Source organism: Deltaproteobacteria bacterium (assembly GCA_016875225.1).
GTDB lineage: Bacteria > Myxococcota_A > UBA9160 > SZUA-336 > SZUA-336 > VGRW01.
This window is the reverse complement of record VGRW01000090.1, coordinates 1-13,064: the sequence shown is the minus strand read 5'-3', so window position 1 is coordinate 13,064 and position 13,064 is coordinate 1. Positions and strand designations below refer to the sequence as shown.

Annotated in this window: 13 protein-coding genes; 9 read left to right on the top strand and 4 right to left on the bottom strand. The window is 68.7% G+C overall.

Annotated elements, in window-relative coordinates; all coding sequences use genetic code 11:
- From FJ108_15930 to FJ108_15915, 4 genes are all read left to right on the top strand, one after another.
- Positions 1-651: polysulfide reductase (locus tag FJ108_15930; GenBank protein MBM4337374.1), on the top strand; the 651-nt coding region annotated here is incomplete at its 5' end.
- A gap of 123 nt (positions 652-774) precedes the next feature.
- Positions 775-1,041 (top strand): nitrate reductase formation protein NapD, encoded by a 267-nt coding sequence (locus tag FJ108_15925; GenBank protein ID MBM4337373.1) that lies wholly within the window; start codon positions 775-777, stop codon positions 1,039-1,041.
- Positions 1,014-3,626, top strand: a complete 2,613-nt coding sequence (gene napA, locus FJ108_15920) for a nitrate reductase catalytic subunit NapA (protein MBM4337372.1) — start codon at positions 1,014-1,016, stop codon at positions 3,624-3,626. The genes FJ108_15925 and napA overlap by 28 nt, the downstream gene beginning before the upstream one ends.
- A 157-nt stretch (positions 3,627-3,783) precedes the next feature.
- Positions 3,784-4,278 (top strand): hypothetical protein, encoded by a 495-nt coding sequence (locus FJ108_15915; protein MBM4337371.1) that lies wholly within the window; start codon positions 3,784-3,786, stop codon positions 4,276-4,278.
- Here FJ108_15915 and FJ108_15910 read toward each other — a convergent pair whose 3' ends face one another.
- Both FJ108_15910 and FJ108_15905 read right to left on the bottom strand, forming a co-directional pair.
- Entirely contained in the window at positions 4,279-4,710 is a 432-nt protein-coding gene (locus FJ108_15910) for a c-type cytochrome (GenBank protein MBM4337370.1), read from the bottom strand.
- 23 nt (positions 4,711-4,733) lie between these two features.
- Entirely contained in the window at positions 4,734-6,170 is a 1,437-nt protein-coding gene (locus FJ108_15905) for a cytochrome C oxidase Cbb3 (protein MBM4337369.1), read from the bottom strand.
- An 18-nt stretch (positions 6,171-6,188) separates the two neighbouring features.
- Here FJ108_15905 and FJ108_15900 point away from each other — a divergent pair, with 18 nt between their 5' ends.
- Genes FJ108_15900 through FJ108_15890 form a run of 3 tightly spaced genes read left to right on the top strand, consistent with a single transcriptional unit; the run spans position 6,189 to position 9,585 of the window.
- Positions 6,189-7,382 carry a radical SAM protein gene (locus FJ108_15900; protein MBM4337368.1) on the top strand — a complete coding sequence of 398 codons (1,194 nt, stop codon included), beginning with the start codon at positions 6,189-6,191 and terminating at the stop codon, positions 7,380-7,382.
- Positions 7,226-8,566 (top strand): protein nirF, encoded by a 1,341-nt coding sequence (locus tag FJ108_15895; GenBank protein MBM4337367.1) that lies wholly within the window; start codon positions 7,226-7,228, stop codon positions 8,564-8,566. The genes FJ108_15900 and FJ108_15895 overlap by 157 nt, the downstream gene beginning before the upstream one ends.
- A gap of 44 nt (positions 8,567-8,610) precedes the next feature.
- Positions 8,611-9,585, top strand: coding sequence for an Lrp/AsnC family transcriptional regulator (locus tag FJ108_15890; protein MBM4337366.1), 975 nt, complete (start codon positions 8,611-8,613; stop codon positions 9,583-9,585).
- Between the two features lie 14 nt (positions 9,586-9,599).
- On the opposite strand, the gene nirK is transcribed toward FJ108_15890, so the two are convergent.
- Together nirK and FJ108_15880 are read right to left on the bottom strand one after the other, a co-directional pair.
- A complete protein-coding gene (gene nirK, locus FJ108_15885; protein ID MBM4337365.1) occupies positions 9,600-10,739 on the bottom strand; it encodes a nitrite reductase, copper-containing in 1,140 nt (379 codons plus the stop codon).
- Positions 10,736-11,482: an SCO family protein gene (locus tag FJ108_15880; protein ID MBM4337364.1), complete on the bottom strand. Its 747-nt coding sequence runs from the start codon at positions 11,480-11,482 to the stop codon at positions 10,736-10,738. Before FJ108_15880 ends, nirK begins: the two co-directional genes overlap by 4 nt.
- A 46-nt stretch (positions 11,483-11,528) precedes the next feature.
- On the opposite strand from FJ108_15880, the gene FJ108_15875 reads away from it, so the two are divergent.
- Both FJ108_15875 and FJ108_15870 read left to right on the top strand, forming a co-directional pair.
- Entirely contained in the window at positions 11,529-12,797 is a 1,269-nt protein-coding gene (locus FJ108_15875; protein MBM4337363.1) for an IS21 family transposase, read from the top strand.
- Positions 12,794-13,064, top strand: a 271-nt coding sequence (locus FJ108_15870; GenBank protein ID MBM4337362.1) for a hypothetical protein, incomplete at its 3' end; no start/stop codon positions are given. The genes FJ108_15875 and FJ108_15870, both read left to right, overlap by 4 nt.

Below are 13,064 nucleotides of genomic sequence, written 5' to 3'. Positions count from 1 at the left end.
AGCATCCACACCGTGACCGCGTTCCTGTTCATGGGTCTGAAGGCGCGGCCGTTCTGGAACAGCGCGATCCTGGCGCCGCGCTTCCTGGCCAGCGCCTTCTGCTCCGGCCCGGCGCTCCTGGTGCTGATCTTCCAGATCCTGCGCTCGGTGCGGCCGATCAAGATCTCCGACGAGGCGCTGCGCAAGATCGGAGAGCTGCTCGCGTACGCGATGGCCGCCAACCTGTTCTTCCTGGCCTGCGAGGTGTTCCGCGACTTCTACTCGGCCTCCGCCAGCGCCCACACGATCCATGCCGAGTTCCAGTGGTTCGGCCTCGAGGAGCACGGGATTGCCGGCTACACCTGGCTCGCGCTGGCCTGCAACTCGATCGCGTTTGCGATCTTCCTGGTTCCTTCGCTGCGCAACCGGCTGCGTGTGCTGAGCGCGGGCTGCGTCCTCGCCATCGTGGGCGTCTTCACCGAGAAGGGTCTGGGACTGCTGCTGCCCGGTCTCACGCCCGACGCGCTCGGCGAGGTCTACCGCTATGCGCCGAGCGCGAACGAGATCCTCGTCGGAGCGGGGGTCTGGGGCATCGGCGCGCTCTGCTTCACGCTGATGTCGAAGGTCGCGATCGCGATCACGCTCGGCGAGCTCCGCTACCGACCCCGCTGACGTGGGACATCGAGACGCGCTGCGTGAGCGAGCGTGTCCGAGTAACTCACCGGGACTGCGCCAGATCCGACGAGCGACTGGCCTGATTCGTGCACGCGATCAGGGCAGCTCGGGAGGGAAGGCGTGATCGTGTCGGGCGTGCTCGTCATCTGTCGGGGAGACCGTCTCCGGGACGTGACTGCGGCCGTCGGCGCGCTGCCGGGTGTCGAGGTCCATCAGGTGGACCCGGCCGGCCGCCTCGTCCTCACGATCGAGGCAACCAGCACGGACGGCTGTGCCGACCGGCTGCGCGCGATCCAGGCACTTCCCGACGTGATCTCCGCCGAGATGGCGGTGCACGTCTTCGAAGACGAGGGGCACCCATCAGTCACACACGGCGTGATTTCCTGAAGACCGCGGTCGCTGCGTCGGTAGCGACGACCTTCGGTCTGCCCGTGACGCGAGACGCGCTCGCGGCCGCGGACAAGCTGGACGTCGAGGCGGGCTGGACCTGGGACAAATCAGCCTGTCGCTTCTGCGGCGTCGGCTGCGGGATCCTGGTTGCGACGAAGGAAGGGCGCGTCGTTGCGGTGAAGGGCGACCCCGAGTCGCCGGTGAACCGCGGAATCAACTGCATCAAGGGCTACGCGAACGCGAAGATCCAGTACGGCGAGGACCGGCTCACCAAGCCCCTGCTGCGCATGAAGAACGGCAAGTACGACAAGAACGGCCGCTTCACGCCGGTGAGCTGGGAGCAGGCCTTCGACGTCATGGCCGCGAAGTGGAAGCAGTACTACGACACGCTCGGCCCTTCGAGCGTCGCGATCTTCGGATCGGGGCAGTTCACGGTCGACGAGGGCTACGTCGCGGCCAAGCTGATGAAGGCGGGGTTCCGCTCCAACAACCTCGACCCGAACGCGCGGCACTGCATGGCCTCGGCGGTCGCGGGGTTCATGCAGACCTTCGGCATGGACGAGCCCCCCGGCTGCTACGACGACATCGAGCACGCCGACGCGATCGTGTGTTGGGGCGCGAACATGGCCGAGTGCCACCCGGTGCTCTGGTCGCGGGTCTCGGACCGGAAGCTCACGCATGAGAAGACCCGGATCGTGAACCTGACCACCTTCAGCAACCGCACCAGCGACGCGGCGGATCTCGAGATCGTGTTCCGCCCCCAGACGGACCTGGCGATCATGAACTTCATCGCGCGCCACATGCTCGAGAAGGGCCGGGTGAACTGGGACTTCGTGAACAAGCACTGCGTCTTCGCGGCCGGGCCGACGGACATCGGCTACGGGCTTCCGGACGACCACCCGCTCGAGCAGGGGCAGGCGAACCGCGCGACTCCGGACGCGCACTGGACCATCAGCCGCGAGGAGTTCGAGAAGTCGGTCGCGCCCTACGACGCCGACTACGTGAGCAAGCTCTCGGGCGTGCCCAAGGAGCAGCTCGTCGAGCTCGCGGAGATCTACTCGGATCCCGCACTCAAGGTGCTCTCGTTCTGGACCATGGGCTTCAACCAGCACACGCGCGGCACCTGGGTCAACGAGCAGGCCTACATGCTGCACCTGCTCGGCGGGAAGATCTCGACGCCGGGCTCGGGCGCCTTCTCGCTCACCGGCCAGCCGTCCGCGTGCGGGACGGCGCGCGAGGTCGGCGTGTTCGCGCACCGGCTGCCGGCCGACATGGTCGTGAACAACCCCAAGCACCGCGAGATCACCGAGGGGCACTGGAAGCTGCCCGCGAAGACGCTCAACCCCAAGATCGGCACGCACGCGGTCGCGATGATGCGCCAGCTGAAGTCGGGTCAGGTGCGCTTCTTCTGGTCGCTCGTGACCAATCCGTTCCAGGACTACCCGAACATCAATCCCTGGCTCGAGGCCGCGCGCGAGGGCGACAACTTCATCGTCGTCTCGGACGTGTACCCGACGGTCTCCGCGAAGGTGGCGGACCTCGTGCTTCCAGCGGCGATGATCTTCGAGAAGTGGGGCGCGTACGGGAACTCGGAGCGGCGCGGGCAGCATTGGCGCCAGCAGGTGAAGGCACCCGGCGAGGCGAGGGCCGACGTCTGGCAGCTGCTCGAGTTCTCCAAGCGTTTCACGCTCGCCGAAGTCTGGAAGGATCAGCCGCTGCCGGGCCTGAAGGAGGCCGGCTACGAGGACGGAAAGCTTCCGAGCGTGCTCGAGGCGGCATTGAAGCTCGGCTATCGCCCCGACCAGACGCTCTACGACGCGCTCTTCGCGACCGAGGCGAACAAGGCCTTCGCCTGGCCGGATCCGATCGCGGAAGGCCGCTCCAACGACGTCGCGGAGCGCCTCGGCTTCTTCGTGCACAAGGCGCTCTGGCAGGAGTACCGCAAGTTCGGCCTCGGCAACGGCCACGACCTCGCGGAGTTCGACACCTATCACAAGGTGCGCGGGCTGCGTTGGCCGGTGGTGAACGGGCGCGAGACACGCTGGCGCTACAGCGAAGGCCATGACCCGTACGTGAAGCCCGGCGAGGGGTTCAACTTCTACGGCAAGGCCGCGAAGACCATCCCTGCGGGCGGCCCGACGGGCGCTCCCGTCGATCTAACCGGCAAGGCGAAGATCTTCTTCCGGCCCTACGCGCCTCCAGCCGAGTCACCGGATGCCGAGTACGATCTCTGGCTCTCGACCGGGCGCGTGCTCGAGCACTGGCATTCCGGCTCGATGACCAAGCGCGTGCCCGAGCTCGACCGCGCCGTGCCCCACGCGAAGCTGTACATGCATCCCGAGGACGCCAGCGCGCGCGGGCTCGCCCGCGGCGAGGAGGCGCTGCTCGAATCGCGGCGCGGCTCGGTCCGGGCGCGGATCGAGACGGAGGGGAGAAACCTGCCCCCGAAGGGGCTCGTGTTCGTGCCCTGGTTCGACGAGAACCTCCTGATCAACAAGCTCACGCTCGACGCGACCTGCCCGATCTCGAAGCAGACCGACTTCAAGAAGTGCGCCTGCCGCGTGAGGAAGCTTCCGGCATGAGTGACTCGGACACGAGCCTGTCTCGCCGCGAGCTGCTCTCGCGCCTGATCCCCAGGCCGAGGCCGGAGCCTGCGGCGCCCTCGGACGTCGACAACACCGAGCGCGTGCTGCGGGAGCTGTCCAAGCCGATTTCACCCGATCCGAACAGGAGGTCGACATGCGACGCCGCATGAGTCCCAGCGCCGTTTCGCTGCTCGCAGCCATCGGCGCCTTCGCATTCCTGGCCGCGAGCACCGGCACGGCTCCGGAGAAGGAGGTCGACGATGGCCGCGACGTGCGCTTCCGCGACGTCGAGATCACCTCGACGGCCCCCCAGGCGCAGGAGAAGTACCTCGAGACCGCGCCCGGCGAATCGAAGCTGCTCGAGCGCTCCTTCCCGGGCGCTCCGCCGCAGGTCCCGCACGAGATGGAGAGCATGCTCCCGATCACGCGCGATTCGAACGATTGCCTCGAGTGTCACCTGCCCGAGAACGCGACCGGGAAGAAGGACGTGCCGACGCCGAAGAGCCACTTCCAGCGTCCGATCGTGGCAGACGGAGGCCCGGGCGAGCCGATGGCGACGGTGATCAAGGGGTACGAGGCACGGAAGGAGCTCTTGGGGAGCCGCTACGACTGCAACATGTGCCACGTGCCGCAGACAGCGGGGAAGTGACTACTTCTTTTCGGTGAGCGTGCGAAGGAACGCGACCATCCCCCAGATCTTCTCGTCGCCCCACGACTTGTCGGAGCCGGGGCCGAAAGCCGGCATCTCGCTTCGCGGCGCGCCGCCCTTCAGGATCTGCCAGTAGAGCTGCCCGTCGCTGCGCGTCGCCATCCGCGCTCGATCCCTGAAGTTGGCCGGGGGAACCGGCTGCGCGGCCGCGTCGTCGCCGCCGCCGTCGCCGCTCGCTCCGTGGCAGCGGGCGCAGTTCGCCTTGAATTGCTTGGCGAAGTACTTCTGCTTCGCAGCGTCGAGCACGACCGGGTTCTTCGCTTCGGCGATCTCGGGCGGGGCGTCGTCGCGGGCGGACGACGCCGGGGCGCAGGCGAGGATCGCCACGAATACGGGGATCCACAGCACGGAGAGGGGATCGGCGCGGCGCATTTCGGCTCCTTCTCTGGCGCGGCTCACGGCTCGAGGCGCGTCTTGTTCCAGGCATTGTACTTGCCGACGGGCATCGCGAAGGGCAGGCGCGCGACCTCCGCGAGGGATTTGGAGTCGTAGACGACGACGGCCCCGTCCGCGTGCCAGACACTGACGAGCGCGCGATCGCCCTTTGCCGTGAACTCGGTGTGCATCGCGATCTTGCCGGGCGCGGGCACGAGCGTCTGCGCTTCGAGCTCGAGCGTGTCCTTGCGCAACAGCTGAACCGCTTCGGTGTTGGTGTCGACCCAGAGGAACGGCGTTCCCGGGTGGGTGCGCGCGAAGTAGCCCGCACCCCGCAGCGCGATCTCCTTCACGACCTCGAAGCGGTCGAGCCGGACGATCGAGAGCTTTGCCGCGCCCATGTGATTGAATGCGGCGTACTGCACGCCCTCGCGCTCGAAGAAGCACGCGGAGAAGAGGTGAGGCAGACCCTCCGTCGCCAGTGCCCCGACCTCGGCGCCCTTCTCGAGATCCCAGAGCACGAGCCGCTTCCCGCCGCGCGAGCTCGCGACGAGCTGCCTGGTCCCGGGAACGAAGGCGAAGTCCTCGAACGGCTCCGGAAGTCCGACCTCTCGAAGCGCGAGGTCGCGCGGCGAGAAGAAGATCATCCGAGGCGAGTCGCGCAGCGTCAGCACGAAGCGGTCCTCGCCCGGCAGCGCGTACACGCCGCTCGGCTGGCCGTCGAGCGGGAGCGTGGCGAGCGGGCGAAGCTCGCCGTCGAGCACGACCAGCGACGCGGGCAGCTGGTTCGCGACCACGATCCGATCCCCGGCCGCGGAGATCGCGAGGTTGCGCGTATTTACGGCGACCTTGATCCGCGCGACCGGGCGCCCGCGCGACAGGTCGTAGAGCGTGACGGTGCCGTCGCGCGTCGTCGCCACGAACTTCGTGAACGCGGCGTCGAATTTCGGGCCGCCGTGGACCTTGCCCGCGTCGAAGCGGTCGAGCTCGCGAAACGAGTCGCCGTCCAGCACCGCGATCCGACCCGCGTCGCGCTCGACGACCAGGATCGCGTTCTCGCGCCGCACTTCGGGCGGCATCCGGTCCACGCCCGCGGGAATCTCGACGCGACTCTGCGCGATTTCGTCCCTTCCCCAAGTGATCGGCCCGACCGGCGTTCGCAGCAGCGCGACCAGGCCTTTGGTGGTCGCGTCGTCCAGCACGTCCCGGAACGCCGGCATCTGGGTCGCGGGGAGCCCGTCGCGGATCAGCGCGGCCAGGGCCTCGTCGTCCCTTCGCGCGAGCAGGTCGGGAAGGAGTGGCGGCGCATAGCCGCCGTAGCGGCGCTCGCCGTGACAAGACGCGCAGCGCTCCTGGTAGGCGGCCGCGGCGTCGGGCGTTTCGGAGGCGAGCGCTGGGGCGGCGGCCAGGAGTGAGAGGACGAGCAACCGGATTCGAAGCGTGAGCGGTGCGGGCATGTAGGTTAGTCTAGCGAGATGCTCCCCGTCAGCGATCTGCTCGAGGTTGCGCGCCGCTCCGTCTCGGGGGCGGACGTCGGAGCGCGCGCGCCCGCGCGCTTCGCGCCCGCCGGGGACGCGCCGTTCGTGGTGGTCTGGAACGTCGGAATCCACTGCAACATGAGCTGCCCGCACTGCTACGCCGCGGCGACGTCGCAGCCGTCGCCGCACGACCTGGACACGGACGAGGGACTGAAGCTGATCGAGCAGATGGCCCGCGCCGGAGTGCGCGTGTTGATCCTGAGCGGCGGCGAGCCGCTGCTGCGTCCGGACCTCTTCACGCTTCTGTCTCGCGCGCGCGAGGTCGGTCTCGCGCCGCAGCTCTCGACCAATGGCGTGCTGATCGACGAGCCGATCGCGCGGCGCCTCGCCGACGGCGGCGTCGGGTACGTGGGCGTGAGCCTCGACGGACTCGGAAGCTGGAACGATTCGTACCGCGGGCTTCCCGGTGGCTTCGATCGCGCCGTCCGCGGGCTCGGCTTCGCACGCGGCGCGGGGATGCGCACGGGGGTGCGCATGACGCTCACGCGGCGCAATGCCGATCAGCTCGACGGCGTGGCCGAGGTCGCGCTCGAGTGCGGCGCGGATCGCTTCTACGTCTCGCACCTGGTCGACTCGGGCCGCGGCGCGAAGCTCGTGTCCGACGACCTCGATCGCTCCGAGGCGCGATCGCTGCTTCTGGGTCTGTTCGAGACCGCGGAGCGCTGGCTCGATCGCGGCGTCGCCACGCGCGTGGTGACCGGGTCGAACGACTCCGACGGGCCGTTCCTGCTGCGCTGGATCGAGACGCGCTACGGCTCCGAATCCGCCGCGCCGGTAGCGAAGCTCCTGCTCGAGCGCGGCGGGAACTCCGCCGGCGAGCGCATCCTGTCGGTGGACCACCGCGGGCGCGTGCACCCCGACCAGTTCTGGCGCGCGGCAGTTCTCGGCGACGTGCGGACGACGCCGTTCGCGGAGATCCTGAAGCATCCACTCCGGGAGCAGCTCCGCGACCGACTCGCGCACCTGAAGGGCCGCTGCGGGGCGTGCAGCTACCGCTCTTTGTGTCGCGGCTCGCACCGGGAGCGCGCGCTCGCGCGCGACGGCGACATCTGGGCGCCGGACCCCGCCTGCGTGCTCGAGGACCACGAGATCGGCGTCGCGGAGGCGAGCGTCCGGGCGGCGCGAAATTGAGGCGGTTGGCGCGCGGGCTCGCCGCGGCTGCGCTCGCGCTCGTCGCAGGCGTGGCGATCGCGCACGCGTCCGGCGTCGGTTCGCGCGTGTTCGTGGTCGAGCGGGCCTCGGGGCGACTCGCCGTCTACGACCTGGACCAGCGCGCGCTCCTGCCCGGCCGCATCGAGGGGCTCGGCGACCTCAGTCACGCGACCATGACGTTCACTCCGGATCTGCGCTCAGGATTCCTCGCGACGCGAGGCGGAAAGGTGACGCGGATCGACCTCGAGAAGGTCGCCGCTGCCGGCGAGGTCCTGACCTCGCAGAACTCGATCGACAACGCGATCAGCCAGGATGGGCGATTCCTCGCCGTCGCCGAGTACGTGCCCGGCGGGCTCACCATACTCGACGCACGCGACCTGAAGGTGCTCGCAAAGCACCCGGCGAAGTACGTGCGCGACGGCCAGACGCTCGAGAGCCGGGTCACCGGCGTGGTGGACGCTCCCGGCAACCGCTTCGTCTGCGTTCTGATCGAGGCCGGGGAGATCTGGGTGGTCGACGCGTCCAAGCCGGACTTCCCGATCGAGCGCCGCATCCCGACGCCCCAGGCGATGCCCTACGACGCGATGATCACGCCCGACGGACGGCACTACCTGGTCGGGCACCTCGAGTCGCCGAAGGTCTCGGTGCTCGACCTCGCGCATCCCGAGGCCGGTGTGCGGGTGGTCGACTTCGGTGATCCGAGCTTCGCGCGCGGCGCGCCCGCGAAACTGCCGCACATGGCCTCCTGGGCGGTGGCCGGGGATCGCGTCTTCGTCCCGCTCGTCGGCGAGAAGCGACTCGCCGTGCTCGACCGAGCGACGCTCGCGTTCCGGAGCTCGCTCCCCGTGCGCGGGCACCCGGTCTACGCGGTGCGTTCGCCGACGGAGCGCGAGATCTGGGTCAGCTTCTCGGGCGAGGAGGACGACGCGTTCGTGCAGGTGATCGACGTCGAGTCACTCGCGATCAAGGACACGATTCGACTGGGAGGACGCATCTACCACATGGACTTCACGCCACGCGGATCGCACGTGTTGGTCACGGCGAACCGCGACAACAAACTCTTGCTCGTGAACGCGACCACGCACCAGATCGAGGACGTCGAGGAGCTCGCCTCGCCGTCGGGGATCTTCGGCGTCTGGCGCGCGTTCCGGATCGGACTCTAGGAATGGGACTTTCGGAGGCAGACCGGAATCGGCTACTGCGTCGCGTGCAGCACGAGGTGCCGTTCATCGAAGAGACGTTCGCCGCGATCGCCGCCGACCTGGGATTCCACGAGGACGAGGTGCTCGCCGAGCTCCGCGCGCTCCGGGAATCTGGGCTGCTGCGCGAGATCTCGGCGGTGCTCGAGGGCAGCGCGCTCGGCTACGACAGCGCGCTCGTGGCGTGTGCCGTGCCGCCGGCCGACCTCGCGCGCGTGGTCGAGGTCGTGAGCGCACACCCCACGGTCACGCACAACTACCTGCGCGAGCACGCCTACAACCTCTGGTTCACGATCGCCGTTCCCGAGCAGATGGGGCTCGACGCGACGCTGCGGGCGCTCGCAGCAGCGGCCGGGGTCGACGCCTTCCACGCGCTGCGGCGCACGGCGACGTTCAAGATCGGCGTGAACTTCGACCTCGAGAGCGGGACCAACCAGACCGACGCGCAGGAGATCGCCGCGGTCGCAGCCTTCCGACCCGGCAAGCGCGAGCAGGGGATCTTCCGCGCGCTCCAGACGCCGCTTCCGCTCGAGAGTCGCCCCTTCGACGAGCTCGCGCGCGCCTGCGGCTGCTCGACCGGGGAGCTGCTGGACTTCGCGCGCTCGCATCTCGGCGGCGCGATCCGCCGCTACGTCGGCACGCTGCGGCACCGCAAGGCGGGCGTGCGCGCGAACGGAATGGCGGTTTGGAACGTCGCCGACCCCGACCTGCAGCGGATCGGGAGGGCGCTGGCCGCAGCGCCCGAGGTGAGTCACTGCTACGCGCGAAACGCGATCCCGGGCTTTCCCTACACGCTGTACAGCATGCTTCACGCACAGACGCGCGAGGCCTGCCTGGCGATCGCTTCGCGACTCGCGAACGAGGTCGCGATCTCCGACTACACGGTTCTGTTCAGCGTCGAGGAGTACAAGAAGGTCCGGCTGCGCTACTTCCTGCCCGAGCTCGATGCTTGGTGGGAGGCGAATCGCGACGCGCTCGGTTGAGCGCGTCGCGTCGCTCACTTGGTCTCGATCGGACCCGGAGCCTTGACCTGCTCCATCAGGTCGTTGTTCCACTCACCCTCGACCTTCACGTGCGCGGCGGCTCCCTTCAGCACCGCGTCGATCAGGTTGTGGTTGAGGTACACGTACAGGCCCGGCTGCTCGAAGGTATAGATGGCGGCGCCCGCGGTCCCGCCGGGGATGAACCAGGTCTCCTGGTTCGTGTCCGGAGGATCGTTGAAGGAGCCGGTAGCCCAGACGTAGCTGCCGTGGCCACCGATCAGGTGCGGGCGCGTGTCGCGGTTCGCCTGCGAGTGGATGAACATGACCGTCTCGCCGACCTTCGACTTCAGCGAGTGATCGCCGGTGAGCGCGCCGACGGCACCGTTGAACACCACGTGGCTCGGATTGTTGGTGAGCATCGTCTCGAGCATGTCGGGCATCGCCGTGAGCGGTGAGTCGTAGCTCTTGTACTTTCCGTCCGAACCCTTGGGCACGTAGAAGTCCTGCTCGCCGATGTAATAGGCCTTGTCGTAGCTGAGGGGGTTCCCCTTGCCGTCCTTCAGGCCGTTCCGCGGCAGCACCATGATCGCGCCGTTCATGCCGGCAACGACGTGGTAGGGAATCATCGCCCCGCCCGGCGCGCAGTGGTAGACGAAGACACCTGGCCGGGTCGCCTTGAAGCGCAGCACTGCCTCCTGGCCCGGCGCGATTAGCGTTAGGCCGGCTCCGCCGAGAGCTCCAGTGGCGGCGTGGAAGTCGATCTTGTGGCTCATCACGTTGCCGGAGAAGCCGGTCCAGTACTCGGGATTCTCCACGCCGGGCGCCTTCCTCGAGCGATTGACCAGAGTGAGCTCCACGTAGTCACCCTCGTGGACGACGATCAGCGGCCCCGGGACGGTGCCGTTGAAGGTCATCGCCTGGACCGTCGTCCCTTCGGGGTCGATCACGATCTTGAGCTCTTCGACCTCCATGCGGACCTCGACGATCTTCGGACCGCCCTCGGCCTTGATGGAGTGCTTCGGCACCATCGGCGGTGCCACCAGCTCCTGCTTCACGCGCGGCAGCCCCTTCGCCTTCGAGGGCTTGTCGGCCTGCGCAGTGGTCGCGCAGATGCCGACCGCCACGGCCAGGAACACGTACGTGACTCGTCTCATCTGTCGTTCTCCTCAATGCCCCGCCCGTGATGTGAGTGTCGAGGGTCGGCGGGGGACGCCTCCTCTCCCGAATCGCTCTTGGATCCCAGATCGTCGGACGCGCCCGAAGCCTGCTCCGTGAGTAGCGAGCGCACGGCGCTCTCCATCTCGGCAAGCGGAGACCCGGAGAAATAGAGGCCACGCACGCGGCCCGCGGCATCGAGCAGGTAGATCTGCTGCGCGTGGGTGTAGAGGTAAGACTTCTCGGTATACGCCTTGGAGCGGTGGTGCTCGGTGCTGATCTCGACGTCGTGCGTGCGATGGTGCTCCGCCAGATAGAGACCGGCGATCTGGTCGATCTGATCGCGAGTTCCGGTCAGGCCGACGAAGCGAGCGTCGAACTGCGGCAGATACTTCGCGAGCACCTCGGCCGTGTCGACTTCGGGGTCCACCGTGACGGACAGGACCTGCGCGCCGTCCGCCGCGGGCCCCAGCTGCTTCACGAGATCCTTCAGGTGCGCGAGCGTGACCGGACATACGTCCTGGCAGCTGGTGTAGCCGAAGAAGAGCAGAACGACCTTGCCGCGGAATTCGGCGAGACTCACATCGCGACCCAGACTGCTCGGCGCTTTGAAGTCCCCGCCGACCTGCTCGAGGATCGGCAGCTTCTCTTCGGAGCTCGCGAGCGTAGGCGTCGCGCCGAGAGCTCCAGTTGTCAGAGGACGTGATATCCGAGGCGTAAGAGGACACCCAGATTTCCGCACCTCCCGGTAAGGCCGGGCGGTCCACGATCTCCACGGGGGAGGTCGGATGGAGCGCCGGCTGAGACGGGAGGAAGTGGTGACGATCGGAGTTCTTTACGAGCGGGGCATGAGCATGCGGGCGATCGCGCGGCAGCTCGGGGTCGACGAAAAGGCGGTGCGCTACCGGCTCGAGCGGCTAAAGACACGAGCGCGAGACCGGCGTGCGGACCAGGTGTCGTCGGTCGCGCCGTTCGCCGAGGCGATCGGCGAGTGGATGCGTGGGATGGCCGCGGGGCGCGGCGCGAACGGCTTGGCGCTGTACGAGTGGCTGGTGGCGGAGCACGGCTACGCGGGCAGCTACAAGGCGGTGCAGCGCTTCGTGCGGGCGCAGTACCCCGCGCCCAAGATCCGGGTGCGGCGGCGGGTCGAGACGCCGCCGGGCGCGCAGGCGCAAGCGGACTGGGCGGAGTTTCGCGGGGTGGTGGTCGCGGCGGCGCCGCGCGATCTGTTCGCGTTTCACCTGGTGCTCTCGCACTCGCGCCACGAGGCGATCGTGTGGTCGGAGCGCACGGACGAGCTGGCCTGGCTGACGGTGCACAACGCGGCGCTGCAGCGACTGGGTGGCGTGCCGGGCGTGATCCGCGTCGACAACACCAAGACGGCGATCGCGACGGGCGCGGGGCCGCGGGGCGTGGTGAACGAGCGCTACGCGACGTATGCGCGGGCGCTGCGCTTCCACGTCGACGCGGCACGGCCGTACACGCCCGAGGACAAGGGCAAGGTGGAGCGCCGAATCCTCGCGCACAAGGCGGGCTTCGATCCGCGCCGCCGTAGCTGGCGCGATCTGGTCGAGCTTCAGGCGGCGACCGACGCGGCGGTGCAGAGGAGCGCCGAGAAGCGGATCTGTCCCGCGACGGGCGCGAGCGTGTGGGAGAGCTTCCAAGCGGAGCAGAAGCGGCTGACTCCGCTGCCCGAGCATCTGCCCGAGCCGTTTGACCTGGTCGCGCAGCGGCGCGTCGGCCGCGATTCAACGGTGGCGTTCGAGGGGCGCACGTACAGCGTGCCGTTTCGCTTCGCGGAGCAGGTGGTGGAGGTGCGCGGCTGCTCGGCGACGGTGCAGGTCTGGGCCGAGGGCGCAGTCGTGGCGGAGCATGCGCGCGCGACGCGAGCGCGGATCGTGCTCGACCCGAGTCACTACGAGGGCGAGAGCACCGAGCGCGTGTCGGCGCCGGTGCCGGTCGGGCGCATGGGGCAGCGACTCGCCGAGATCCTGGCGATGGCTCCGGCGCAGCGGCCGATCGACTTCTACGCAGCGCTTGCGGGGGTGGCGCGATGACGACGGACGCGCTGCCGCCGCTGCCGAAGAGGCCACCCCAGGTCGATCTGGATCAGACGCGCGAGCGACTCACCAAGCTCGGTCTGGTGCACGCGGCCGAAGCGTTGGGCGAACACGTGGCGAACGCGGCGAAGGCCACGCACCCGCCGCACCGTTTCCTCGATGGCTTGCTCGAAGCCGAGCTCGCCCTCAGTGGCCACCTCAAAACCGGCCAGTCGTGGCCGGGTCAAAACCGGCCAGTCGCGCGTCCGGGACAGGGTCTGTCCC

What these genes read in the sequence shown, in the direction of transcription:
- FJ108_15915 (MBM4337371.1), top strand. Translation starts at nt 3,784, where the DNA reads ATGCGACGCCGCATGAGTCCCAGCGCCGTTTCGCTGCTCGCAGCCATC.
- FJ108_15910 (MBM4337370.1), bottom strand. Translation starts at nt 4,710, where the DNA reads ATGCGCCGCGCCGATCCCCTCTCCGTGCTGTGGATCCCCGTATTCGTG.
- FJ108_15905 (MBM4337369.1), bottom strand. Translation starts at nt 6,170, where the DNA reads ATGCCCGCACCGCTCACGCTTCGAATCCGGTTGCTCGTCCTCTCACTC.
- FJ108_15900 (MBM4337368.1), top strand. Translation starts at nt 6,189, where the DNA reads ATGCTCCCCGTCAGCGATCTGCTCGAGGTTGCGCGCCGCTCCGTCTCG.
- nirK (MBM4337365.1), bottom strand. Translation starts at nt 10,739, where the DNA reads ATGAGACGAGTCACGTACGTGTTCCTGGCCGTGGCGGTCGGCATCTGC.
- FJ108_15875 (MBM4337363.1), top strand. Translation starts at nt 11,529, where the DNA reads ATGGAGCGCCGGCTGAGACGGGAGGAAGTGGTGACGATCGGAGTTCTT.